The sequence below is a fragment of the Bacillus sp. FSL W8-0645 genome (assembly GCF_038007905.1).
In the GTDB taxonomy this organism is placed as follows: Bacteria; Bacillota; Bacilli; order Bacillales; family Bacillaceae; genus Bacillus; species Bacillus pumilus.
This window is the reverse complement of sequence record NZ_JBBOYC010000001.1, coordinates 2,616,262-2,641,092: the sequence shown is the minus strand read 5'-3', so window position 1 is coordinate 2,641,092 and position 24,831 is coordinate 2,616,262. Positions and strand designations below refer to the sequence as shown.

Below are 24,831 nucleotides of genomic sequence, written 5' to 3'. Positions count from 1 at the left end.
CTCTTTTTTATAGCCATTTTTTCGCTTTTTGTGTGTTGGCAAAATGCAGTTTTGTAAATTGACGTAAAGCCTCTTCGCCGTGCAGCTTGATGAGCTTTGCAGCCGCCTTGTCCACATGAGGACCGGCTCCTTTTGGGATGTCAAACCCTGCTGCTTTAGATAACTTATCCATTTCAATTAAAAAAGCGTATCTTGCAATAATGGAAGCCGCAGCAACTGACAGATGAATGCCTTCTGCTTTTGTGCTAAAGTACGTCCGCTCCCGAATGATTTTTTTCCCAGCAAGATGCTTGAAATAAATGCCCGGTTCTGCAAATTGGTCAATCAAAATAGCTTCAGGCTGCTTCCCGTCTAATTTCTCTAGCACAGAAGTGATGACTTGGTTATGAAGAAGCGCCTTCATTTTCCCTTGGCTCATGCCCTTTTCCTGCATCGCATTGTACTTTTCATTTCGGAGCACGAGAAGGCTGAACGGAATGGTTTTGATGAGATCTTTGGCAATGTTGATAATTTGCGGGTCTTTTAGGCCTTTTGAGTCTTTTACGCCAAACTCTTTCATGAGAGCAAGCTGGCTGGCATCAACATAGGCGGCACAGACCGTTATCGGTCCAAAATAATCACCTGTTCCTACTTCGTCTGAACCGATGACGGACATAGAAGCAATCTCTGACGGCGGACTATATTTTGTGACAGCCGGTGCTTTTGGGCTCTTCGTATCAGCTGCTTTTAAATGGCTGAATTGACTGGCTTCAGCTTCTGCCTTTTGTCCTTGAAATAGCACTTTTCCAGATCGATAGGCTGTAATCGTACAGCCAGGAACCTTTGCTTGAAAAAGGGCGCCTGGTGGTAACGTATCAGTTAAGTGGTGCGCATACGCGCTCTTCATTTTTTTAAGGTCTTCTGATGTTGCTTTTAAGACGGATTGGGGCACAGTGGATAACTCCTTTTTACCTTGATATCATTGATTTCTAAAGTGTACCATAACAGGGAAGGGCTCGTCTTTCCATTCAATGTCTAAACATGTTATGATAGAGACTAGGATTCTCGTGGAATGGAGGAGAAACGTTGTCTGACGGCGGTAAAACGAAAACAACAAAAACAACAGTTGAGATTTACGGACAGTCCTTTACGATCATCGGTCAAGAAACGAAGATGCATATGCGACACGTTGCTTCAATTGTTGATGATAAAATGAGAGAAATAAATGAAAAAAACCCATACCTTGATATAAACAAACTAGCTGTACTGACAGCAGTCAATGTCGTCCACGACTACATGAAATTAAAAGAGCAATACGAAAAACTAGAGATTCAGCTTAAAGAAAAGGAATGAAATTACCGTGATCGATATCATCATTTTGTTTTTGCTTCTTATGGGAACGCTTGTCGGTCTAAAACGCGGGTTTATTCTTCAATTTATTAAATTGATCAGCTTTGTTGTTTCTATCTTAGTGGCTTCCATGTTTTATCAGTCACTTGCACCACAGCTTACGTGGATTCCAGCACCTAATTTTAGCGGCGGTCAAGCGCAGCTCGCTTTCTTTAGTGGGAATTTAGAAACAGCTTATTATAATACCATTGCGTTTATCATTCTGTTTATCTTGACCAAAATCCTGCTCGCCATCATTGGCGGATTGCTCACAACCATTGCAAGTATACCTGTCATTAAGCAGGTCAACAAACTGCTTGGCGGTGTTTTAGGATTTCTTGAAACCTATCTATTTGTATTTATTCTCTTGTTTGTCGCTGCATTACTTCCAGTCGATGCACTGCAAACAATGTTGAGTAAATCCATATTAGCAGATGCGATCGTAAGCAACACCCCTTATCTGTCCGGTCTTGTCAAAGACTTATGGACGACGTATGGAGTTTAAAAACTTCTCCTTTCTTGGAGAAGTTTTTTCTCATTCCATGACAGAAAGTTGTAGGATGAAGGAAAAGTTTGTATATTTAAAAAGGAAGATGCCAAAGCGGCTGGAGGATGAGAGATGAATAAAAAAGATATTATCAAACTTCTTGAAACAATTGCAGTATATATGGAGCTAAAAGGAGATAATCCTTTTAAGATTTCTGCCTTTCGTAAAGCAGCAGCGGCACTGGAGCAAGATGACCGCAGCCTTTCTCAAATAGATGATCTATTAGCATTACCTGGCATTGGAAAAGGAACCTTTGCTGTGATCACTGAGTATATCGAAAAAGGACAATCAGAAACACTCGAACAATTAAAAACGGAAGTGCCCGAAGGACTTGTCCCGCTTTTGAAATTACCAGGACTCGGCGGGAAGAAGATCGCTAAGCTTTACCAAGAGCTTGGCATCCATGATGCACAATCTCTAAAAGAAGCATGCGAAGCGGAAAAGGTACAAGAGCTTGCTGGCTTCGGCAAAAAAACAGAAGAAAAGATTCTCGCAGCGCTTGAGGAAGCAGGAAAGCAGCCAGAACGACTGCCAATTGGCTTTGCATTAGATGTGGCAGAGCGGATTGATTATGCGCTTGAAGAGATGAAAGGTATCATCCGTTTTTCAAGAGCCGGCAGTTTAAGACGTGCACGCGAAACCGTCAAAGATTTAGATTATATCATTGCAACAGACAATCCTGAGCAAGTTAGAGAGCAGCTCGTTGCACTTGATGATGTGAAAGATGTTATCGCAAGCGGTGATACGAAGGTATCTGTTGTGCTTGCCCTTGATTTTGAGATCAGTGTCGACTTCCGGCTTGTGACAGTAGACCAATTCGCAACTACGCTGCACCATTTCACTGGCTCAAAAGATCACAATATTCGAATGCGTCAGCTTGCGAAGGAACGCGGAGAGCGCATTAGCGAATATGGTGTGGAAACAATTGAAACTGGAGAAGTAAAAACGTTTGAAGACGAAAGCGCTTTTTATGCACATTTTCAACTTCCGCTCATTCCGCCAGAAATTCGTGAAACCGGAGCGGAGATTGATACGTATAAAGAAAGTATGCAGTTTGTAGAACTGAAAGATATTAAAGGCGACCTTCATATGCACTCGACATGGAGTGACGGAGCATTCTCTATTCGTGAGATGGCGGAAGCATGTATCGCCAAAGGCTATGAATACATGGCGATTACAGACCACTCGCAATATTTAAAAGTAGCAAACGGTTTAACAAAAGAACGTTTGCGTCTGCAAGCAAAAGAAATTGATAAGATTAATCAGGAATTCGAGCATTTTCACATTTTCAAAGGGGTCGAAATGGATATCCTGCCGGATGGATCATTAGATTATGATGATGACTTTTTAAAAGACATGGATTTTGTCATTGCGTCTATCCATTCTAGCTTCTCTCAGCCGGAAGAAGTCATTATGGAACGCCTTGAAAATGCCTTGCGTAATCAGCATGTCGATTTAATTGCACATCCAACAGGCCGTTTGATCGGCAGACGGGATGGCTATGCCTTAAATATAGATCAGCTCATAGAGCTTGCGAAGAAAACAGGCACTGCACTTGAGCTCAACAGTAATCCGTCAAGACTTGATTTGAAAACAGAGCATTTAATGAAAGCAAATGAAGCGGGTGTGAACATCATGATCAATACAGATGCGCACAACATCGCCATGCTGGAACATATGGAAGTCGGTGTAACAGCTGCAAGAAAGGGCTGGACACCAAAAGTAAATGTCGTGAATACTTTTACTCTAAACGAGATCAAAAAGTTTTTAACGCGTGACAGGTAGTCGTTAGGAGGCTGGACCATGCTGCAACAAAAAGTGTTAGCATCATTAGAATTTCATAAAGTAAAAGAAAAAGTGATGTCCTATACCGCATCCACATTAGGAAAAGAAAGAGCGCAGGATTTAACACCTCTGACAGATATAGAAACCATTCAGCATTTGCTGGAAGAGGTAGCAGAAGCGCAAGATGTGATCCGCTTAAAGGGATCAGCGCCATTTGGCGGGCTTACGGATATTAGACGCGCAGTGAAACGGGCAGAAATCGGCAGTACATTAAGTCCTTCTGAGCTGATGGAAATCGCAGGACTATTATATGCGGTGAAAAATATGAAGAACTTTCTCACATCCATGTATGAAGATGGAGTAGACATACCGCGCCTTCATACATATGCTGAGACGCTCATATTACTGCCTGAAATCAGAAAAGAAATCGAAAGCTGTATTGGTGATAATGGAGAAGTGCTTGATCATGCAACCCCTGCACTTCGTTCATTGCGTATTCAACTACGCTCACTAGAATCAAAGGTCCGCGATAAATTAGAAGCAATGATTCGTTCACAATCGGCTTCGAAAATGCTGTCAGACACAATTGTCACCATTCGTAATGACCGGTTTGTTATTCCTGTGAAACAAGAGTACCGCTCGAATTACGGCGGCATTGTTCATGACCAGTCTTCATCAGGGGCGACCCTTTTTATTGAGCCGCAAGTGGTCGTGGATGTAAATAACACCTTGCAGCAAACCCGTTTAAAAGAGAAGCAAGAGGTTGAAAAGATCCTGCAAATGCTGACAGAGAGCGTGTCAGAGCACATTGGGGAACTGCTTCACAATGTAAAGGAACTGCAGACGCTAGATTTTATTTTTGCTAAAGCTAAATATGCAAAGACAGAAAAAGCCACAAAACCTGCTGTGAATGATCAAGGAGAAATCTATTTAAAACGAGCAAGACATCCTCTATTGCCCCGGGATCAAGTTGTCGCAAATGATATTGAGCTCGGTAAAGATTTTTCAACGATCGTGATCACTGGACCAAATACAGGGGGAAAGACCGTTACTTTAAAAACGCTAGGTCTTCTAACGTTGATGACACAGGCGGGTCTCCATATTCCAGTTGAAGAAGGCTCTGAAGTGGCTGTGTTCGACCAAGTCTTTGCCGATATTGGAGACGAACAGTCCATTGAACAAAGCTTGAGTACGTTCTCATCTCACATGGTCAATATTGTAGATATCTTAAAGCATTTGACTTCTAACTCTCTCGTGTTATTTGATGAATTAGGGGCAGGAACAGACCCAGCTGAAGGTGCGGCTCTTGCGATGAGCATATTAGATGAAGTGCATCAAACGAATGCACGTGTCATCGCAACGACTCATTATCCCGAGCTGAAGGCATATGGGTATAACCGGGAAGGCGTCACGAATGCAAGCGTGGAGTTTGATATTGAAACCTTATCACCAACGTACCGCCTGCTCATCGGTGTGCCTGGACGAAGTAACGCATTTGAAATTTCAAAGCGTCTTGGTTTGCCAGATCACCTCATAGACCGGGCAAAAGCGGATATGCATGCAGAGCATAATGAAGTAGACCAAATGATTGCTTCATTAGAAGATAGCAAGAAACAAGCAGAAGAAGAACTGCATGAGACAGAATTCTATAGAAAAGAAGCAGAAAAGCTTCATAAAGAATTGCAAAGACAAATTCTTGAATGGAATGAGCAAAAGGAAAAACTGCTTGAAGAAGCTGAACAGAAAGCGAAAGAGAAAATTGAACAAGCATCAAAAGAAGCAGAAGATATCATTCAAGAGCTCCGTTCGATAAAAAGTGAGCACCGCTCATTCAAAGAGCATGAACTCATTGATGCGCGAAAGCGTCTTGAAGAAGCCGTTCCTGAGTTTGACAGAAAGAAGAAGCCAGAGCCAGCGAAAAAAGCAGTAAGACAGCTGAAGTCAGGCGACGAAGTCAAAGTGCTCACCTTCGGGCAAAAAGGAACGCTGCTTGAACAAACAGGCGACAAAGAATGGAGTGTCCAAATGGGCATTCTGAAAATGAAGGTAAAAGAAAAAGACATGGAATTTATCAAATCAGCACCTGAATTTAAGCAAGAAAAAGCCATCACGGCAGTTAAAGGGAAAGACTATCATGTCTCGCTTGAGCTTGATTTAAGAGGCGAGCGCTATGAAAATGCCTTAAGCAGAGTCGAAAAATATTTAGATGATGCTGTATTAGCTGGTTATCCGCGCGTGTCTATTATTCACGGAAAAGGAACTGGTGCCCTTAGAAAAGGGGTTCAGGAATTACTGAAACAGCATCGAAGTGTGAAAAATGCTCGTTTTGGCGAACAAGGTGAGGGAGGATCAGGCGTCACCATCGTCGAATTAAAGTAAAAAGGAGAAAACGCATGAAAGCCTTTTGGGAAAATGAACTTGTGGAAATTGCCGCCTATTATAGCGTGGCCGTCCTGTGTCTCGTCTTATTTCTAACCATTTTTGAACTCGTCACCTCCTATAAGAACTGGGAAGAGATTCAGCGGGGGAACTTAGCCGTTGCCATGGCAACAGGCGGGAAAATCTTTGGGATTGCAAATGTGTTTCAGCATTCAATCGCTCAGCATAATTCCCTTCTTCAAATGGTTGGATGGGGCGTATACGGCTTTGTGATGCTGCTTGTCAGCTATTTCATTTTTGAATTTTTAACACCGCGTTTTAAAGTAGACAAAGAGATTGAAAATGATAATAGAGCGGTCGGGTTTATTTCACTCATCATTTCAGTTGGGCTGTCTTACGTAGTAGCAGCCGGCATTTAAGGAGACGACATGGAAAAGCTAGCAAAAGTATTAATCGTAGTTGCCTGCACTTTTGCGGTCATTGGTGCCGTTTATCTGTTCCTGTGAAATGAAGAAAACAACGTTAGAAAGCTGTCAGGGAACCCCTTGGCAGCTTTTATCTCATCAAAGGCGGCGAATGACATGAAGCACATTCTGCAAAAAGACGAATTGATCAAGCGCATTGATACTTGTCTTCAAATGACATCCCTTCCAAGAGACATATACAAACCGTATATTGCACGTCCATTTCAAATGTCAGGATTTTTTGATGATTTGAGTCCCTATATTCAAATCGATTCGAGTGGTTATATCCTCATACAATATGAACGAGGAATTCAAATGCTGCATAAAAGAACAAAAGTGGCGGATGAAGTCATTTACTGGATTTTAGAAGACACCATTTTTCTCACGGTTTACATCGACATGATGAGGAAGTATCAAGTCGACAACATCCAGACGCATTTACCGAATGATCCAAGTATCCATCAACAGATCGTGGATAGAGTCAACGAGTCATTTCGTACAATTGGCGGTTTATATGAACAGTGGCATCATGAAGGAAAAAGAGCTTCTATCGAAACACCGGCGAACAAGTAAACATGTGCAATTGAACCAAGCCCTATTAGAAAAAAGCAAACTGCCCTAAGGAAAAGTTTGCTATAATATAATAGTACGAAAGTTCAGGAAGGAGGGTTTTTATGCAGTCAGATAAACGTTGGCTTCTGCATTACCCGAATCAAATTCCCCACGAACTCACCATCCCAAATGAAACATTACAATCTTACTTATTCAGCTCCGCAGAGGCTGCACCTGAGCATACAGCCATTCATTTTCTAGGAAAGAACATCACCTATGAACAGCTGCAAGAAGACGTATTGAAACTAGCCAGTCATCTGATGAAAATTGGCGTGAAAAAAGGTGACAGAGTAGCGATCATGCTGCCGAACTGTCCTCAATCGGTCATTTCTTATTATGCTGTTTTAATAGCAGGCGGCATCGTTGTTCAAACAAACCCGCTTTATACGGAGAAGGAACTGGAATATCAAATGGAAGACAGCGGCGCCAAAGTGCTGATCACGCTAGATTTGTTGTATCCAAAGGCTCATAAAATGAAAGCGCTGACAAGTATGGAGCACTTAATCGTCACCAAACTACAAGATTATTTACCATTCCCGAAAAACATACTGTTTCCTATTGTGCAAAGAAGAAAAAATAAAATGGTCATCCAAGTGGAGAAAAATGACACCATTCATCACTTCGCGCAGATTATGAAAGAATCGGAAGGTGAACAGCAGATACCCGCACTTGCCTTTGACCCGAAAGAGGATATCGCTGTTTTGCAATATACAGGCGGAACGACCGGGTTACCAAAAGGGGTCATGCTCACACATGAGAATATTTTAGCGAATACTGAAATGTGCGCTTCCTGGATGTATAAAACGACCAGGGGGAAAGAACGCATCCTCGGCATCATTCCGTTTTTTCATGTCTACGGAATGACGACCGTTTTAAATCTTGCTGTCAAAGAAGGACATCAAATGATTCTTCTTCCACGCTTTGATGTCGCTGATACCCTCAAAACCATTGAAAAACAGAAGCCGACGCTATTTCCAGGCGCACCAACAATGTATATCGCCTTGCTGCATCATCCGAACATTGAAAAGTATGACCTGTCGTCCATCTCTGCATGTCTAAGCGGCTCAGCGGCACTTCCTGTTGAAGTCAAACAAAGCTTTGAAAAATTAACAGGAGGACGCTTAGTGGAGGGGTACGGACTTTCAGAAACCTCACCCGTCACTCATTCTAACTTTTTATGGGGAGCGAACAAAACAGGCAGCATTGGCTGTCCGTGGCCGAATACAGATGCAGGTATTTATTGCGAAGAAACCGGAGGCCTCAAAGAACCATATGAGCATGGGGAAATCATTGTTAAAGGCCCCCAGATCATGAAAGGATACTGGAATCAGCCAGAGGAGACAGAGGCTGTATTACGAGATGGCTGGTTTTTCACCGGAGATATAGGGTATATGGATGAGGACGGTTTTTTCTATATCGTCGACCGGAAAAAAGATGTCATCATTGCGAGCGGCTATAATATTTATCCAAGAGAAGTCGAAGAAGCCCTTTATGAGCATGAGCTTGTACAAGAAGTCGTCGTCGCCGGTATTCCAGATCCGTACAGAGGAGAAACAGTGAAAGCATTTGTTGTGCCGAAAAAGGGTGCCTACTTAACAGAGGACGAACTTGATCGCTTTGTCAGGACGAGAATTGCCTCATTTAAAGTACCGCGCGTGTATGAATTTAAAGAATCACTGCCTAAAACAGCCGTTGGGAAGATTTTGCGCAGAGTATTAATTGAAGAAGAAAAAAGAAAGCACGCTTCTTCATCTGAAACGCCTGCCGATCAACCGAAAACATAACGGCCTGCATCATCCGGTCCATCGGCCGGATGATTTGAATGTTGACTGTCTGCTCTGGTATGTTAAAGGTGGAAAAGAAAGAGAAGATCACTTGACAAATCGCCCGTTTCTTTTTAACATAAAGTTATGAATGAATACTCATTCAATCCAGAAAGGGACGAAGCACATTGAAGCAGAAAAGACCGAAGTACATGCAAATTATTGATGCAGCAGTTGTGGTGATTGCAGAGAACGGCTATCACCAATCACAAGTTTCAAAGATTGCGAAACAAGCAGGAGTAGCAGACGGAACCATTTATCTTTATTTCAAAAATAAAGAGGATATTTTGATCTCATTGTTCAAAGAAAAAATGGGACAATTCATCGAACGGATGGAAACAGATATTCAAAAGAAGCCGTCGGCGAAAGAAAAGCTTTTACTGCTCATTGAGGAGCATTTTCGTATGCTTGCGCAAAATCATCATTTGGCTCTTGTGACACAGCTTGAACTTAGGCAGTCAAACCTTGAGCTGCGGCAAAAAATCAATGAGGTGCTGAAAGGGTATTTAAATATGCTCGAGTCGATTTTAGCAGAAGGAAAGAAAACAGGAGAGTTCAGACAAAATCTAGATGTCCGTTTAGCGAGACAAATGGTATTTGGGACGATTGATGAAACCGCTACAACATGGGTCATGAATGATCAAAAATATGATCTTCCTGCACTCGCAGAAAACGTACGTGATCTACTCTTAAACGGAATACATCAATCTTAAAGACATTTTGAAAAAGGATGATTGACATGGAAAAGATACTCACCTTACATCATGAAGGACAGACAGCACTTATCACGATTCAGCATCCACCAGCAAACGCCTTATCTTCTCAGCTGCTCACCGAGCTTAATGAGATGTTTGACCAGCTCGAACAAAATGAAGAAGTAAGAGCCATTGTGATCCACGGAGAAGGTAGATTTTTCTCAGCAGGTGCTGATATTAAGGAATTTACGACGTTACAGGAAGAGTCTGACTATTCAAGCCTTGCAGACAGAGGGCAGCAGGTCTTTGAACGGATTGAACAATGTCCAAAACCTGTCATTGCCTCAATTCACGGAGCTGCATTAGGCGGGGGCCTTGAGCTTGCCATGTCTTGTGATATCCGAATCGCAACAAAGGATGCGAAGCTTGGATTGCCGGAACTAAACCTCGGCATCATTCCGGGATTTGGCGGTACGCAGCGCCTGCCGCGCTATGTTGGTTCTGCTAAAGCGCTGGAAATGATGGGTACAGCTGAACCGATTACAGGTGAAGAAGCATTCGCCTGCGGACTCGTTTCAAAGCTGGCAGAAACAGAGGAAGAGGCGCTCGAAGCAGCCAAAACACTTGCGTCAAAATTTGCAACGAAAAGTCCAAAGTCACTCGAGTATGTGCTGGATTTATTGAATGCGACAAAATTGTATTCATATGATGGCGGTATGAAGCTAGAAGCCAAAAAGTTCGGTGAGATTTTCCAATCGAATGACGCCAAAGAAGGTATACAAGCCTTTATCGAAAAGCGCAAACCGAATTTTAAAGGGGAATAAAGGATTCAAACGAAACAAGGGGGAGAAATGGATGAATATATTTGTTTTGATGAAGCGTACGTTTGACACGGAAGAGAAGATTTCCATTCAGTCTGGTGCAATTCAAGAAGATGGAGCAGAGTTCATTATTAATCCTTATGACGAGTACGCCATAGAAGAAGCCATCCAGCTTCGCGACGAGCACGGGGGAGAAGTGACCGTTGTGACAGTTGGCAGTGAGGATGCGGAAAAGCAGCTGCGAACAGCGCTTGCTATGGGCTGCGATCAAGCCGTTTTATTAAATGTGGAAGACGACTTAGAAGAGTGGGATCAATATTCAGCTTCTACGATTCTTTACCATTATTTAAAAGACAAAGAGGCTTCCTTGATTTTAGCAGGGAATGTGGCAATTGACGGGGGCTCTGGACAGGTTGCCCCGCGTCTTGCTGAATTACTTGGGTTTTCATATGTCACAACAATTACAAGTATTCAAATTGACGGCGGCTCTGCTTCGATTGAACGAGATGCAGAAGGTGATGTGGAAGTCATTTCTGCTGAGCTCCCGCTTGTTGTCACTGCGCAGCAAGGTCTCAATGAGCCTCGCTATCCATCATTACCTGGCATTATGAAGGCAAAGAAAAAGCCTTTAGAAGAATTGGAACTGGATGATTTAGATCTGGATGAAGACGATGTGCCATATAAAATCAAAACAATTGAACGTTTCTTACCGGAGAAAAAAGAGGGTGGCAAGGTGCTGAGCGGTGAGCTTCAGGATCAAGTCAAAGAACTGACGGATTTATTAAGAAATGAAGCAAAGATCATCTAAACATCCACTTTACGATATCACGAGAACAAGGGGGAACTTGAAAGATGAGTAAAAAAGTTGTTGTACTTGGAGAAAGTCGTGACGGTAAATTAAGAAATGTGACATTTGAAGCCATTGCTGCCGCTCATCAAGTGGCAGATGGCGGTGAAGTCATTGGCGTGTTAATAGGGGAAGACGTCAAAAACCTAGCGAATGAACTGCTTTACTATGGAGCGGATCATGTCATGATTGTGGAGCATCCGCACCTTTCATATTATACGTCAGATGGTTACACGCAGGCGCTTCAAGCCATATTAGATCAGGTTAACCCAGATGCCGTCCTCTTTGGCCATACGTCTATCGGAAAAGACTTGTCGCCGAAAATAGCTGCACGCTTGCAGACTGGTCTAATTTCAGATGCGATTGATGTAAGCGTTACCGGAGAACATCTTGTTTTCACAAGACCGATTTACTCTGGAAAAGCCTTCGAAAAAGTAATTTCAACAGATCGTCTGCTTTTGGCGACTATACGCCCGAACAACGTGGCACCTCTTGAGCGGGATGCCTCACGAAGCGGAGACATTACACCCGTTTCTGTCGATATTCAGAACCTGCGAACGATCGTGAAGGAAGTCATTAAAAAAACGTCAGAAGGTGTAGATTTATCTGAAGCAAAGGTCATCGTCGCCGGGGGACGCGGGGTCAAGAGCAAGGAAGGGTTTGAACCGCTGAATGAACTCGCTGAGACGCTGGGCGCAGCAGTCGGTGCCTCGCGTGGTGCCTGTGATGCAGACTACTGTGATTATGCCCTGCAAATTGGGCAAACAGGCAAGGTCGTCACACCTGATCTCTATATTGCGTGCGGGATATCAGGAGCGATTCAGCATTTAGCCGGAATGTCTAACAGTAAAGTCATTGTGGCGATTAACAAAGACCCAGAAGCCGAGATCTTCAAAATTGCCGATTACGGAATCGTCGGTGACTTGTTTGAAGTGGTACCGCTTTTGAATGAAGAGTTAAAAAAGATGAATATCCACTCGTAACGCTCATACACTCAGAATGCCTAGGTATTCTGGGTTTTTTTGTATGTAATCAATACACAAAGGAGCGGTTGACAAGTGAAGGGGACAGTAAAAGTGAATGACGTGATCGGACGTATTTCTAAACACATCTATGGACATTTTCAAGAGCATTTAGGAAGAGGGATTTATGACGGGATTTGGGTCGGAAAAGATTCAGAGATTGAGCATATTGAGGGGATTCGTACTGATGTGTTAAAAGCCCTTCAAGCATTACATATTCCGGTGCTTAGGTGGCCGGGCGGCTGCTTCGCAGACGAGTATCATTGGGCAAATGGTGTGGGAGATCTGAGCGAACGAAAGCCGATGGTGAACACTCATTGGGGTGGTACGGTTGAATCCAATGCATTTGGTACGCATGAATTTATGAAATTGTGTGAGCTGCTTGAATGTGAGCCTTATATTTGCGGAAATGTGGGAAGTGGGACAGTTCAAGAATTAGCAGACTGGATCGAGTACATCACTTTTCCAAAGGGAACACCTATGTCTGATTGGCGCATTCAAAATGGAAAACAAGAACCTTGGGATTTGACCTATGTTGGTGTAGGAAACGAAAGCTGGGGCTGCGGCGGGAATATGACGCCTGAATACTATGCCGATTTATATAAACGATATCAAACGTATGTGAGAGAGTTTGCAGGTCAGACGATATACAAAATTGCGTGCGGCGCCAATTCAAATGATGTGAATTGGACAAAAGTATTAATGGAGCGGGCCGCACCTTGGATGGATGGACTCAGTTTGCATTACTACACTGTACCTGGTACGTGGGAGAAGAAAGGGTCAGCGACTGAATTTGATGAAGATGAATGGTTTATCACGTTGAAAAAAGCCTATGAGATGGAACGGCTTGTCGTGGATCATGGAGAGATCATGGATCGTTATGATCCAGACAAGCGAATTGGGATGATTATTGATGAATGGGGAACATGGTATGACCCAGAACCAGGGACGAATCCAGGATTTTTGTATCAGCAAAACACACTAAGAGACGCACTTGTTTGTGCCCTTCATTTTCATATCTTTCATCGTCATTGCCAGCGGATTCATATGGCGAATATTGCCCAGACAGTCAATGTTCTGCAAGCAATGGTGTTAACGGAAGACGAAAAGATGCTTCTGACGCCTACGTATCATGTGTTTCACATGTTTCAAGTGCATCAAGAGGAGGAAGCACTTGAAGTGGAATTCGTGTCAACGCCTTATGAACGCAGTGGTGAAAAAATACCTCAGGTTAGTGTGTCAGCTTCGCGTTCGTCAGATAAGATGCATATTAGCTTCTGTCACCTGAATCCACATGAACAAAACGAAGTATCCCTAGCCATTGAAGGTTTGGATGCAGAAACGAAAGTCACAGGCCGCGTGCTGACAGCAGACCGCATGAATGCGCACAACACATTTGATGATCCTCATGCTGTCCAGCCAGTAGAGTTTCAGCAATTTGCTGTAAAACCCGGTGAGTTGACCATAGAGCTGCCGCCAATGTCTGTGGTGATGATTACGATTGATCTCGCTTGATCGCATATTTAAATGTTTGATGAGCAGGATGTTGGGGCATCATACATTGTAAACGAAGCGGAAAGGGAGTTATTTATATGCTTAGAACGATTCTCATGATTATCGGTGCAATTGTTGTCATTGGTGCGATTGTACGGTTTGTTTTTTAATTCATTTCATAAAAAAAGATTCGTAAGCATTTCATTCGCAAGTCACATTGGTAGATGCTATACTAAAAATCATAATTTACATTGGAGGAATGAATAATGGCAATCGTAAAAGCTACTGACTCAACATTTTCACAAGAAACTGCAGAAGGTGTTGTTATTGCGGACTTTTGGGCACCATGGTGCGGACCTTGTAAAATGATTGCTCCAGTTCTTGAAGAACTTGATCAAGAAATGGGCGATAAAATGAAAATTGTAAAAATTGATGTAGACGATAACCAAGAAACTGCTGGTAAATACGGCGTGATGAGTATCCCAACACTTCTTGTTTTAAAAGACGGTGAAGTGGTAGAAACGTCTGTTGGTTTCAAACCAAAAGAAGCACTTGCTGAGCTTGTTAACAAACATCTATAAACCTGTCTATGCCCTAGCGGCATACTCAATGAAGCGGTTCTCGTAAAGACGAGAGCCGCTTTTCTTTCAACATGGTATAAAACAAATGTTCGTGATACACTAGAAGGAGTGAAAGAGGAAAACAAGGACGGATGAAAAGATGAACAAAATGATCAAAGAAAAGCTATCGGTCTTGCCAGATCAACCAGGCTGCTATTTAATGAAAGATCGACAAAATACAGTCATTTATGTGGGGAAGGCAAAGGTCTTAAAAAATAGAGTACGCTCTTATTTCACGGGATCTCATGACGCCAAAACGCAGCGGCTTGTCAGTGAAATTGAGGACTTTGAATACATTGTCACCTCTTCTAATATCGAGGCACTCATTTTAGAGCTAAATTTAATCAAAAAATACGACCCAAAATACAATGTCATGCTCAAGGATGACAAAACGTATCCTTTTATTAAAATTACGAATGAACGGCATCCTAAGCTGATCGTCACCCGTCATGTGAAAAAGGACAAAGGGAAATATTTCGGACCATACCCGAACGTACAGGCAGCACGTGAAACGAAAAAACTGCTCGACCGTTTATATCCTCTCAGAAAATGTGCCACCCTTCCTGATCGCGTCTGTCTCTATTATCATCTTGGACAATGTCTCGCGCCATGTGTGTATGACATTTCTGAAGAAACGAATAAGCAGCTCGTGGACGAAATCATAAGGTTTCTAAACGGAGGACATCAGCAAATCAAAAAAGAACTCACCGAAAAGATGCAGGAAGCCGCCGAACAATTAGAGTTTGAGCGGGCAAAAGAACTGAGAGACCAAATCGCTTACATTGACTCTACGATGGAAAAGCAGAAAATGACGATGAGCGATTTATCAGATCGAGATGTTTTTGCATATGCCTATGACAAGGGCTGGATGTGTGTCCAGGTCTTCTTCATCAGGCAGGGGAAATTGATTGAACGCGACGTCAGCCTGTTTCCTATGTATCAAGATCCTGAGGAAGAGTTTCTCACGTTTATGGGACAATTTTATGCAAAGAACAACCACTTTCTGCCGAAGGAAATTTTGGTGCCAGATAGCGTAGATCAAGAGATGATTGAACAATTGCTTGAGACGAACGTTCATCAGCCGAAAAAAGGAAAGAAAAAGGATTTGCTTTTACTTGCCCATCAAAATGCCAAAATTGCCTTAAAAGAAAAATTTTCGCTCATTGAGCGTGATGAAGAGCGATCCATTGGTGCAGTGAAGCAGCTTGGAGATGCACTAAATATTTATATGCCTTACCGGATTGAGGCATTTGATAACTCGAATATTCAAGGTGCAGACCCGGTTTCTGCCATGGTCGTCTTTCAGGACGGGAAGCCATATAAAAAGGAATACCGAAAATACAAAATTAAAACCGTCACAGGTCCAGATGATTATGCATCGATGCGTGAAGTCATTAGAAGGCGATATACCCGCGTGTTAAAGGATGAGCTCCCGCTACCAGATTTGATTTTAATTGACGGAGGAAAGGGACAGATCAATGCAGCGATAGATGTGCTTGAAAATGAATTGAATCTGTCTGTCCCAGTAGCAGGTCTAGTCAAAGATGAAAAGCACCGGACGTCGAATCTGATGATGGGCGATACACTGGAAATTGTTGCACTAGAGCGGAATAGCCAGGCCTTCTATTTATTGCAGCGTATTCAAGATGAAGTGCACCGGTTCGCGATTAGCTTTCACCGGCAGCTGCGCGGAAAAAATGCATTTCAATCTATTTTAGACGATGTGCCAGGTATCGGAGAAAAGCGTAAAAAACAGCTTCTTAAACATTTTGGCTCTGTGAAAAAGATGAAAGAAGCCTCTATCCAAGACTTTCAGGATGCTGGCATTCCGAAACAAACGGCCGAGCTTTTAATGAAAGCGTTAAAAAAATAGATTGTACTTTTTCCAAAAGTCTGTTAAGATTGTGACTAAATTTAATAAATGAACGTGTTGTTTGTTGAAGATAGAGGTGCGAACTTCAAGAGTAAGCCTTCAGAGATCGATGGGGTCTAGGAAGAGGGCTGAAAGGGGAGCGTCGCCGAAGTGAATAAAATCCACTCATTTTATTCGCTGGCTGTACATTGAAGAAATGTAGGGCTGTCAAGAATGTATTTCTTGGAGGGCTATCTCATTGTTTGCATCGTTTGATGATGATTATAAAGCAATGGGAGATCTGTTCTCTCATTGCTTTTTTTATTTGCAGTGAGCAGGCAGTCTCCAAAGCCGCTTCTTTCCTCTTCTCTCACACGTGATCTTTTGAAAAAGGGTGGTAGACATGGGACTAATTGTACAAAAATTTGGCGGAACGTCTGTTGGATCGACAGAAAAAATTCGCAATGCTGCAGAAAGGGTCATCGCTGAACGCGAGGCCGGACATGATGTGGTTGTGGTTGTGTCGGCAATGGGTAAATCAACGGATGTTCTAGTAGACCTAGCGGAAGAACTCACAGATCATCCGAGCAAAAGAGAAATGGATATGCTGCTTGCAACTGGAGAGCAAGTGACCATTTCCTTATTAACGATGGCGCTGCAAGCAAAAGGCTATGATGCCATTTCCTTTACAGGCTGGCAGGCTGGTATGAAAACAGAGCAAGTACATGGTAACGCAAGAATCGTGGATATTGATGAATCAAGAATAAAAGAGGAATTAAGTGCTGGGAAAGTGGTTGTTGTGGCAGGCTTCCAAGGAATTGCAGATAATATGCATATCACAACACTTGGACGTGGTGGATCAGATACTACAGCTGTGGCACTTGCTGCTGCACTAAAAGCGGATAAATGTGATATTTACACAGATGTACCAGGAGTATTTACGACAGATCCGCGTTATGTACCGGCCGCGCGGAAGCTTGCAGGTATTTCATACGATGAGATGCTCGAACTGGCTAATTTAGGTGCTGGTGTCTTGCATCCGAGAGCTGTCGAATTTGCGAAAAATTATCAAGTCCCACTAGAAGTCCGTTCTAGTATTGAAAATGAATCGGGTACGTTAATTGAGGAGGAATCATCCATGGAACAAAATTTAGTCGTCAGAGGCATTGCATTTGAGGATCAGATTACACGCGTGACGGTGTGCGGTCTTTCAAGCGGTCTCACCACATTGTCGACCATCTTTACGACACTTGCGAAGCAAAATATCAATGTCGATATCATCATTCAGTCCGTCACAAGCACCAATCAGACGTCGATCTCTTTCTCTGTGAAAACGGATGATTTGTCTAAAACAGTTGAAGTGTTAGAAGAATATAAAGGAGCACTTGGCTACGAACAGATCGAGACAGAAAGCAAATTAGCCAAAGTATCTATCGTTGGATCTGGTATGGTCTCAAATCCAGGCGTAGCCGCTGAAATGTTCGCTGTGTTAGCGGAAAAAGATATACAAGTGAAAATGGTCAGTACGTCTGAAATCAAAGTCTCAACAGTGGTTGGCCGGGACGATATGGTCAAAGCAGTTGAAGCACTGCATGATGCGTTTGATTTATCAAAGGTAGCTGCGCATTCTTAAAGAGGCAGAGAGGTGTATCTCATGAAAGAGTGCACCTCTTTTTTATATTCGAAACCGCCGCATACAAGAAAGGAAAACGTGCGTAAACCCATTCACTAAGTATGCTATGATAGAAGAAGACAAACAAAAAAAGGCGTGACCTGAAGTCCGCGCCTTTCATAAAGAGTGTTAGCTAGGGTCTCTTAAATCCCATTTAACGGTTAAAATGACTTTATCAGCACGCTTTTTCACTTGTTCATAAGATTCAGCCACGAGCTCGTTGAGAAGCTGGATTTGTTCAGCAATAAAACCTGCTTCCATCTGAAAGCATGGCTCCTTTTGATAGGTGAGTCGATTTGATACAAGTGGACCTTCGAGCTCAAACTCAATTTCCTGTTTTTTCGAATGGACCATCGTGAGAGTTCCCCATCCGGCATCATGGAAAAATTCGGGGATTTTCTCCCATGACTCTTGAGGAAATTTACGAGCAAGCAGCTTACCCGCAAAATACATCATAGATGAATGGTCCTGACCAAGAATATCAGGCAGCAGAACTTCGCGTATCAGCTCGTAGGCAAATCCATTGACTTCAATTTCTTTTAGCTGTTCTAAGTTAGATTCGAATTTATTCATTGTACGGCTCCCCTCTTTCAACAATTTATTATAGCTTATGTGAGCATATGATGACAGAGTTTTCCCTGAAGTCTAAGAAATTCTTATTGTAGTAAAACGAATTTTGATTTAAAACTTTTAAATTTCGGAAAATTTTAATTTATGTACGCGGTTTCTTGACGCTTTTTTGACATAGGAGTAAAATGAAATTGTCAATAAATTTGAATAAAGTGCTTACAATTGAAAGAAGCGGGGGTAAGACAATTTTCAGCAATTGCACTTTTTACTAGGGGGTAAAGTAATGTCGGGGAACAAAGAATTTTTTTATCGGAGATTGCATTCTTTGCTTGGCGTCATTCCGGTCGGTCTATTTTTAATTCAGCATTTAGTGGTGAACCACTTTGCGACGAGTGGACCAGAGGCGTTTAACAAAGCTGCACACTTTATGGAACAGCTTCCATTCAGATATGCACTTGAGCTGTTCGTGATTTTCTTACCACTGATCTATCATGCTGTTTATGGGGTGTACATAGCCTTTACGGCACAAAATAACACGTCTCGCTTCAGTTACTTAAGAAACTGGTTGTTCAGACTGCAAAGGGTTTCAGGTATCATCACATTGATTTTTGTCACTTGGCATGTATGGGAAACGCGAATTCAAGCGCAGCTTGGAGCTGAAGTGAACTATGACATGATGGCGAATATTTTAAGCTCTCCATTTATGCTAGGCTTCTATATTGTCGGCGTTTTATCTACTATTTTCCACTTTGCTAATGGCTTGTGGTCATTTGCTGTCAGCTGGGGAATTACTGTTTCACCACGCTCACAAAGAATCTCCACATATGTGACATTAGGTATATTTATAGCGCTTTCATATGTAGGGCTAAGAGCAATTTTCGCTTTTGTTTAAGAGGAAATAGATTAGTAGAAGAGGGAGAGGGGCTACAATGAGTAATTCTAGCATCATCGTTGTCGGAGGCGGCTTAGCTGGTCTCATGGCAACTATTAAAGCAGCAGAAGCGGGAACAGCTGTTAAACTATTTTCAATCGTACCTGTAAAACGTTCGCATTCTGTATGTGCACAGGGCGGAATCAACGGAGCGGTGAATACAAAAGGTGAAGGGGATTCACCTTATGAACATTTTGATGATACGGTGTATGGCGGAGACTTCTTAGCCAACCAGCCGCCAGTAAAGGCAATGTGTGAAGCAGCGCCGTCCATTATCCACTTACTTGATCGGATGGGTGTTATGTTTAACAGAACACCAGAGGGATTACTGGACTTCCGCCGTTTCGGGGGAACACAGCACCACCGTACAGCATTTGCTGGAGCTACAACAGGTCAGCAGCTATTATATGCACTTGATGAGCAGGTTCGCCGCTATGAAGTAGCAGGACTTGTCACGAAATATGAAGGCTGGGAATTCCTTGGCGCTGTGTTAGATGACGAGGAAGTATGCCGAGGCATTGTCGCTCAGAACTTGACGACAATGGAAATTGAATCCTTCCGTTCAGATGCAGTGATCATGGCAACAGGCGGTCCTGGAATCGTGTTCGGAAAATCAACAAACTCCATGATTAACACTGGCTCTGCTGCATCTATCGTCTATCAGCAAGGGGCTCATTATGCAAATGGAGAATTCATTCAAATTCATCCAACAGCGATCCCTGGAGATGACAAGCTTCGTCTCATGAGTGAATCGGCTCGTGGTGAAGGTGGACGTGTTTGGACATATAAAGACGGGAAGCCTTGGTACTTCCTTGAAGAGAAATACCCGGCATACGGAAACCTTGTACCGCGTGATATCGCAACGCGTGAGATCTTTGACGTATGTGTCGAGCAAAAGCTTGGCATCAACGGAGAGAACATGGTATATCTCGATCTTTCTCATAAAGATCCAAAAGAACTTGATATTAAACTTGGCGGCATCATTGAAATCTATGAAAAATTCATGGGTGATGACCCGCGTAAGCTTCCAATGAAAATTTTCCCTGCTGTTCATTACTCAATGGGCGGATTATGGGTTGATTATGATCAAATGACGAATATCAAAGGCCTATTTGCTGCCGGAGAATGTGATTACTCTATGCACGGCGGAAACAGACTTGGTGCAAACTCACTGCTTTCAGCCATTTACGGCGGAATGGTCGCTGGACCAAATGCTGTGAAGTACATTAGCGGCCTTGAAAAGTCTGCGGAAGACCTATCTTCTGCAACATTTGACAGCGCTGTGAAGAAAGAGCAGGAGAAATGGGACAACATCCTCGGCATGGACGGAACAGAAAATGCGTACGTGCTTCATAAAGAGCTTGGAGAATGGATGACGGATAACGTCACAGTTGTTCGTTACAATGACAAACTCTTAAAAACAGATCAGAAGATCGAAGAACTAATGGAGCGCTACAAGCAGATCAACATCAACGATACAGCTTCATGGAGCAACCAAGGCGCTGCCTTCACACGTCAGCTTGACAACATGCTTCAGCTGGCAAGAGTCATTACGATCGGGGCTTACAACCGAAATGAAAGCCGAGGCGCACACTACAAACCGGACTTCCCAGAGAGAAACGATGAAGAGTTCCTAAAAACAACGATGGCTACGTTCAAAGGAAAAAATCAAAAGCCTGCATTCCACTATGAGGACGTCGATGTATCGTTAATTGCACCTCGTAAACGAGATTACTCGAAGAAAAAGGTGGAGAAATAAGATGAGTGAAAAAAACACGATTCAATTCATAATCACACGTCAAGATACAGCAGATGGGAAGCCTTATGATGAAGAATTCGAAATCCCTTACCGCCCAAATATGAACGTCATTTCCGCACTCATGGAAATTAGACGGAACCCGGTCAATAAACAAGGGAAAAAAACAACGGCGATCAACTGGGATATGAACTGTCTTGAAGAGGTGTGCGGAGCTTGTTCTATGGTCATTAATGGAAAACCGCGCCAGTCATGTACAGCCTTGATTGACAAGTTAGACCAGCCGATTCGTCTTCAGCCGATGAAGACATTCCCGGTTGTGAGAGATTTGCAGGTTGATAGAAGCCGGATGTTCAATTCCTTGAAAAAGGTGAAGGCATGGGTACCGATTGATGGTACGTATGATCTTGGTCCTGGACCAAGAATGCCTGAGAAAAAACGTCAATGGGCATACGAGCTTTCTAAATGTATGACATGTGGTGTCTGCCTTGAAGCTTGTCCAAACGTGAATGATAAGTCTTCCTTTATGGGACCTGCACCGCTTTCGCAAGTTCGTCTATTTAACGCACATCCGACAGGTGCGATGAATAAGTCTGACCGTCTAGAAGAAATTATGGGGGACGGTGGTCTTGCGAACTGCGGGAACTCCCAAAACTGTGTGCAGTCTTGTCCGAAAGGAATCCCGCTGACAACGTCAATTGCTGCACTTAACCGAGATACAACTTTACAAGCGTTCCGTAACTTCTTCGGAAGCGATCACGCAGAATAACATTACATTCAGTCCTCTTTGCCAATCATGATGAGTGTTTAAGAGGCTAGATGCAACATATAAACAAACGCCTCTTCCAATACGGGAGAGGCGTTTTGTTTCCAAATAAGGAGATGGTCAAGTGAGATTGCCGTCATATATTGAAGAACCGTTTGAAGAGTGGAGGGCATCCTTTCGATTTTATGTCGAAACGACCGTTCGTTTTTCAGAAACGGATATGTTTGGCCATATGAACAATGTTACCCCTTTTGTGTATTTTGAAGAGGCGCGCATTGCCTTTTTTCAAAAAACAGGAATTGTTGATAAACGGATGAAACGTGTGAGAGAAACCATGACAGTCGTCGCTAACCTGCAATGTGATTACATCAAGCAGGTAGAGATTGGAGAGAGACTTCGTGTGTATGTCAAGCCGGAAAAAGTCGGTTCAAGCTCACTCATTCTTCATTATTTAGGAGAAAATGAGCAGCAGGAACCATGCTTTACAGGCTCAGTCACCATGGTGCAAATTAGTAAAGACACAGGCACTTCTGTCCCATTTACTGAAGAAGAAAAAGAGACATTTCAGGCGCAGCGAAATGAGTAGCATGCTAGCTCATCAACGTGTACGCTTCATTTTGTTATAATAAAAGCATCATATCAAGAAGAAACAAGAGGAGAACATATGAAGATTTTTCAATATGACACCATTGATAGTACAAATAATGAAGCAAAAAGGCTTATGCAGCAAGGAGAAAAGCCTTCATTTGCTGTCTATGCACACCAGCAGACAGCAGGAAGAGGCAGACTCGGCAGGCCGTGGGAAACAACTTTAGGGAATGTGGCGGTAACCATGACAGTCTTACCGCCAGAAGAACTCTCCACCCAGTCAACGATCGCCCCGCTGACAGCACTAGCAATCTATGATGTGCTGAAACCACTCATAAGAGCGAACGATCAACTGGCGATCAAATGGCCGAATGATATCCTCATTAATGAAGCAAAGGTATCCGGCACATTAATTGAAGCAGACCGCAGCGCCATTTATATCGGTGTTGGCATCAATGTAGAGACGAAGCCGGAGCATGTCCCGTACAAAACCATTTGCTTATCAGAGCTGACAGAGGCGAAAGCCGATCAGCTAGTGAAAGACCTGGCAGCGGCTTTTGAAAAATACCATACACGCTGGCAGAATGAAGGGTTTGAAGCACTCACTGCCCTTTATAACAAACGGTTATATCGTCTCAACAAGCCGCTTCGCATTTCGTTAGATCGTGAAAAACAAACATGGGAAGAAGGCATTTGCTGCGGCGTTAACCGCTTTGGTCATCTTCAGCTAAAAGATGATAAAGGACAGATCAAAGCTCATTCTGCCGGAGATATTGATGCCCCGCTTCAACATTAAAAAAAGCAGACGATGTTCTCGTCTGCTCAGCGTGTAGACAAACCCTCGCATTCGCCCGCAGGTCTGCGCGCTGGTGCTCGTGAATGTTCAATTCGCTCCGCAAAAGTAGCTGCCCTTCCTAGACTTCAAAGGTTTTCTATCACGCTGAAAAGAAGACAAAGTGCTAAAATAAAAATCATTTTAGCACTTTGTCAACAATCTAAGCAGACGATGTTCTCGTCTGCTTTAGGCTTCTCTTTTAATATGAGGCTGCACAATATAATCTTGTTTCGTAAAGACAACCCCGTCTAGAATTTCTCTTGCGGTTCGAATGACTTTGACTCTGTTTTGAGACACGTCAATGTCCGTTTGCATTATCCCGGCAGGATGCCCAATTCGAAGCGTATCATGTTGTCCATCATAAAGCTGTGCAGGAAGCGTATGTTCCATAAAACAGCTGGCTGACACGCAGACAGAGCCGGTAATGGCAAGCGCTTGGTGTGGTCTTTGCATCGATAGCATGCGTACGACGATATCCATATCGGCTGCTCGTCTCATCACTCCGTTTGTATCCACATAATCAGCAGGCTCGCTAATGATCGCAAGCTTCGGAACAGCTGGAGACTGTAATGTCGCCATGTCTTTTGGTGCAAAGTGACACATTTCGGCAGCGATGGAACGAATCTCTTCTAAATCATCCAGTAATTCGTCTGTAAACTCTTCAGGCAATTCAGTTCCATTTAAATGAAAATCCTTCGCACGGACAAAGGCAATGGGATTTGCAATATCAACGATCGAGATCGGAATCTCTCCGAATTTTGTCTGAATCGTATCCATGCGGTTCCCTGTCGGAAAGGTTTTACCTGTCACAGCGCCTTCAGGATTTTCAAAAGATAAATAAATGGGAGAACCTGTCCCTTTTACTCCTGGAATTTCTGCCTGTCCCTCAAATTTTACTTCTCCATTTTCGACTTCGACCTCTGCTACAATGACTTTATTTGTGTTGGTATTGAGGATACGTACAGTCGTAATGGGCTCAACCGCTTGAACAAGTCCTTTAATGATGGCGTAAGGTCCAACCGCTGATGAGATATTCCCGCAGTTCCCTTTAAAGTCGACATATCTCTCATTGATGCTGACTTGTGCAAACGTATAGTTCACATCCACATCTGGACGTGTGGCTTTATCGATAATGGCCACTTTACTTGTTAAAGAATTACCGCCGCCGATTCCATCGACCTGCAACCGGTCAGGGCTGCCCATAATGTCTAGTAGAAATGCCTCGAGCTCATCGTGTTCAAATGGTGCATTGTTTGCTTGAATGAATACCCCTTTACTTGTACCGCCTCGCATGATTGTGATTGGAACTTTTCTCATTACTCTCACCCTCAATTTTTTAATGAACTGTTTATCTAATCAAAATGGTAAAGTATAATAAGAAATA

At 43.0% G+C, this 24,831-nt stretch carries 23 protein-coding genes and 1 riboswitch; of the genes, 20 read left to right on the top strand and 3 right to left on the bottom strand.

Going from position 1 to position 24,831, the window contains the following annotated elements:
• Window positions 1–7: 7 nt before the first annotated feature.
• Entirely contained in the window at window positions 8–931 is a 924-nt protein-coding gene (gene rnhC / locus NST39_RS13595; protein WP_341028826.1) for a ribonuclease HIII, read from the bottom strand.
• Between the two features lie 134 nt (window positions 932–1,065).
• On the opposite strand from rnhC, the gene zapA reads away from it, so the two are divergent.
• The 15 genes from zapA (at window position 1,066) to NST39_RS13520 (ending at window position 17,962) form a co-directional block, all read left to right on the top strand.
• Window positions 1,066–1,332 (top strand): cell division protein ZapA, encoded by a 267-nt coding sequence (gene zapA / locus NST39_RS13590; RefSeq protein ID WP_044139945.1) that lies wholly within the window; start codon window positions 1,066–1,068, stop codon window positions 1,330–1,332.
• 7 nt (window positions 1,333–1,339) lie between these two features.
• Window positions 1,340–1,873, top strand: a complete 534-nt coding sequence (locus NST39_RS13585; RefSeq protein WP_003216761.1) for a CvpA family protein — start codon at window positions 1,340–1,342, stop codon at window positions 1,871–1,873.
• A gap of 114 nt (window positions 1,874–1,987) precedes the next feature.
• Window positions 1,988–3,700, top strand: a complete 1,713-nt coding sequence (gene polX, locus NST39_RS13580; RefSeq protein WP_341028824.1) for a DNA polymerase/3'-5' exonuclease PolX — start codon at window positions 1,988–1,990, stop codon at window positions 3,698–3,700.
• A gap of 21 nt (window positions 3,701–3,721) precedes the next feature.
• Window positions 3,722–6,079, top strand: a complete 2,358-nt coding sequence (locus tag NST39_RS13575) for an endonuclease MutS2 (protein WP_341029976.1) — start codon at window positions 3,722–3,724, stop codon at window positions 6,077–6,079.
• Between the two features lie 14 nt (window positions 6,080–6,093).
• The gene (locus NST39_RS13570) at window positions 6,094–6,498 is read left to right on the top strand and encodes a DUF350 domain-containing protein (RefSeq protein ID WP_007501637.1); all 405 of its coding nucleotides are present in this window, start codon (window positions 6,094–6,096) and stop codon (window positions 6,496–6,498) included.
• A gap of 162 nt (window positions 6,499–6,660) precedes the next feature.
• The gene (locus NST39_RS13565; RefSeq protein ID WP_126740793.1) at window positions 6,661–7,116 is read left to right on the top strand and encodes an immunity 63 family protein; all 456 of its coding nucleotides are present in this window, start codon (window positions 6,661–6,663) and stop codon (window positions 7,114–7,116) included.
• A gap of 101 nt (window positions 7,117–7,217) precedes the next feature.
• Window positions 7,218–8,939: an AMP-binding protein gene (locus NST39_RS13560; protein ID WP_341028822.1), complete on the top strand. Its 1,722-nt coding sequence runs from the start codon at window positions 7,218–7,220 to the stop codon at window positions 8,937–8,939.
• Between the two features lie 167 nt (window positions 8,940–9,106).
• Window positions 9,107–9,691: a TetR/AcrR family transcriptional regulator gene (locus tag NST39_RS13555; RefSeq protein ID WP_003216590.1), complete on the top strand. Its 585-nt coding sequence runs from the start codon at window positions 9,107–9,109 to the stop codon at window positions 9,689–9,691.
• A gap of 26 nt (window positions 9,692–9,717) precedes the next feature.
• Window positions 9,718–10,497 (top strand): enoyl-CoA hydratase, encoded by a 780-nt coding sequence (locus NST39_RS13550; protein WP_126740791.1) that lies wholly within the window; start codon window positions 9,718–9,720, stop codon window positions 10,495–10,497.
• 31 nt (window positions 10,498–10,528) lie between these two features.
• Window positions 10,529–11,302, top strand: a complete 774-nt coding sequence (locus NST39_RS13545) for an electron transfer flavoprotein subunit beta/FixA family protein (RefSeq protein ID WP_065098560.1) — start codon at window positions 10,529–10,531, stop codon at window positions 11,300–11,302.
• 44 nt (window positions 11,303–11,346) lie between these two features.
• Window positions 11,347–12,324 (top strand): electron transfer flavoprotein subunit alpha/FixB family protein, encoded by a 978-nt coding sequence (locus tag NST39_RS13540; protein WP_341028819.1) that lies wholly within the window; start codon window positions 11,347–11,349, stop codon window positions 12,322–12,324.
• A gap of 75 nt (window positions 12,325–12,399) precedes the next feature.
• Entirely contained in the window at window positions 12,400–13,878 is a 1,479-nt protein-coding gene (locus NST39_RS13535; protein ID WP_341028818.1) for an alpha-N-arabinofuranosidase, read from the top strand.
• A gap of 245 nt (window positions 13,879–14,123) precedes the next feature.
• Window positions 14,124–14,438, top strand: coding sequence for a thioredoxin (gene trxA / locus NST39_RS13530; protein WP_341028815.1), 315 nt, complete (start codon window positions 14,124–14,126; stop codon window positions 14,436–14,438).
• 139 nt (window positions 14,439–14,577) lie between these two features.
• Window positions 14,578–16,350 (top strand): excinuclease ABC subunit UvrC, encoded by a 1,773-nt coding sequence (uvrC, locus tag NST39_RS13525; protein ID WP_341028812.1) that lies wholly within the window; start codon window positions 14,578–14,580, stop codon window positions 16,348–16,350.
• 63 nt (window positions 16,351–16,413) lie between these two features.
• Window positions 16,414–16,591: riboswitch (Lysine riboswitch) on the top strand.
• A gap of 141 nt (window positions 16,592–16,732) precedes the next feature.
• Window positions 16,733–17,962, top strand: coding sequence for an aspartate kinase (locus tag NST39_RS13520; RefSeq protein WP_341028809.1), 1,230 nt, complete (start codon window positions 16,733–16,735; stop codon window positions 17,960–17,962).
• A 168-nt stretch (window positions 17,963–18,130) separates the two neighbouring features.
• Here the strand turns inward: NST39_RS13520 and NST39_RS13515 are convergent, their stop codons facing one another.
• Complete coding sequence (locus NST39_RS13515) at window positions 18,131–18,574, bottom strand: YslB family protein (RefSeq protein WP_113767532.1); 444 nt, start codon at window positions 18,572–18,574, stop codon at window positions 18,131–18,133.
• Window positions 18,575–18,854: 280 nt separating this feature from the next.
• Here NST39_RS13515 and NST39_RS13510 point away from each other — a divergent pair, with 280 nt between their 5' ends.
• From NST39_RS13510 to NST39_RS13490, 5 genes are all read left to right on the top strand, one after another.
• The gene (locus NST39_RS13510; protein WP_044139954.1) at window positions 18,855–19,463 is read left to right on the top strand and encodes a succinate dehydrogenase cytochrome b558 subunit; all 609 of its coding nucleotides are present in this window, start codon (window positions 18,855–18,857) and stop codon (window positions 19,461–19,463) included.
• A gap of 37 nt (window positions 19,464–19,500) precedes the next feature.
• Window positions 19,501–21,261, top strand: coding sequence for a succinate dehydrogenase flavoprotein subunit (gene sdhA / locus NST39_RS13505; RefSeq protein WP_003216403.1), 1,761 nt, complete (start codon window positions 19,501–19,503; stop codon window positions 21,259–21,261).
• 1 nt (window position 21,262) lies between these two features.
• The gene (gene sdhB / locus NST39_RS13500) at window positions 21,263–22,027 is read left to right on the top strand and encodes a succinate dehydrogenase iron-sulfur subunit (RefSeq protein WP_003216443.1); all 765 of its coding nucleotides are present in this window, start codon (window positions 21,263–21,265) and stop codon (window positions 22,025–22,027) included.
• A gap of 121 nt (window positions 22,028–22,148) precedes the next feature.
• A complete protein-coding gene (locus tag NST39_RS13495; protein WP_044139955.1) occupies window positions 22,149–22,610 on the top strand; it encodes an acyl-CoA thioesterase in 462 nt (153 codons plus the stop codon).
• Between the two features lie 78 nt (window positions 22,611–22,688).
• A complete protein-coding gene (locus NST39_RS13490) occupies window positions 22,689–23,408 on the top strand; it encodes a biotin--[acetyl-CoA-carboxylase] ligase (protein WP_341028804.1) in 720 nt (239 codons plus the stop codon).
• 225 nt (window positions 23,409–23,633) lie between these two features.
• Here the strand turns inward: NST39_RS13490 and NST39_RS13485 are convergent, their stop codons facing one another.
• Window positions 23,634–24,764 (bottom strand): 2-methylaconitate cis-trans isomerase PrpF family protein, encoded by a 1,131-nt coding sequence (locus NST39_RS13485; RefSeq protein ID WP_341028802.1) that lies wholly within the window; start codon window positions 24,762–24,764, stop codon window positions 23,634–23,636.
• Window positions 24,765–24,831 lie beyond the last annotated feature (67 nt).

Excerpts from the sequence above, each read along its gene's own strand:
- polX (WP_341028824.1), top strand. The coding sequence starts at position 1,988 with ATGAATAAAAAAGATATTATCAAACTTCTTGAAACAATTGCAGTATAT.
- NST39_RS13570 (WP_007501637.1), top strand. The coding sequence starts at position 6,094 with ATGAAAGCCTTTTGGGAAAATGAACTTGTGGAAATTGCCGCCTATTAT.
- NST39_RS13565 (WP_126740793.1), top strand. The coding sequence starts at position 6,661 with ATGAAGCACATTCTGCAAAAAGACGAATTGATCAAGCGCATTGATACT.
- NST39_RS13560 (WP_341028822.1), top strand. The coding sequence starts at position 7,218 with ATGCAGTCAGATAAACGTTGGCTTCTGCATTACCCGAATCAAATTCCC.
- NST39_RS13550 (WP_126740791.1), top strand. The coding sequence starts at position 9,718 with ATGGAAAAGATACTCACCTTACATCATGAAGGACAGACAGCACTTATC.
- NST39_RS13545 (WP_065098560.1), top strand. The coding sequence starts at position 10,529 with ATGAATATATTTGTTTTGATGAAGCGTACGTTTGACACGGAAGAGAAG.
- NST39_RS13540 (WP_341028819.1), top strand. The coding sequence starts at position 11,347 with ATGAGTAAAAAAGTTGTTGTACTTGGAGAAAGTCGTGACGGTAAATTA.
- trxA (WP_341028815.1), top strand. The coding sequence starts at position 14,124 with ATGGCAATCGTAAAAGCTACTGACTCAACATTTTCACAAGAAACTGCA.
- uvrC (WP_341028812.1), top strand. The coding sequence starts at position 14,578 with ATGAACAAAATGATCAAAGAAAAGCTATCGGTCTTGCCAGATCAACCA.
- NST39_RS13520 (WP_341028809.1), top strand. The coding sequence starts at position 16,733 with ATGGGACTAATTGTACAAAAATTTGGCGGAACGTCTGTTGGATCGACA.
- NST39_RS13515 (WP_113767532.1), bottom strand. The coding sequence starts at position 18,574 with ATGAATAAATTCGAATCTAACTTAGAACAGCTAAAAGAAATTGAAGTC.
- NST39_RS13510 (WP_044139954.1), top strand. The coding sequence starts at position 18,855 with ATGTCGGGGAACAAAGAATTTTTTTATCGGAGATTGCATTCTTTGCTT.
- sdhA (WP_003216403.1), top strand. The coding sequence starts at position 19,501 with ATGAGTAATTCTAGCATCATCGTTGTCGGAGGCGGCTTAGCTGGTCTC.
- sdhB (WP_003216443.1), top strand. The coding sequence starts at position 21,263 with ATGAGTGAAAAAAACACGATTCAATTCATAATCACACGTCAAGATACA.
- NST39_RS13490 (WP_341028804.1), top strand. The coding sequence starts at position 22,689 with ATGAAGATTTTTCAATATGACACCATTGATAGTACAAATAATGAAGCA.
- NST39_RS13485 (WP_341028802.1), bottom strand. The coding sequence starts at position 24,764 with ATGAGAAAAGTTCCAATCACAATCATGCGAGGCGGTACAAGTAAAGGG.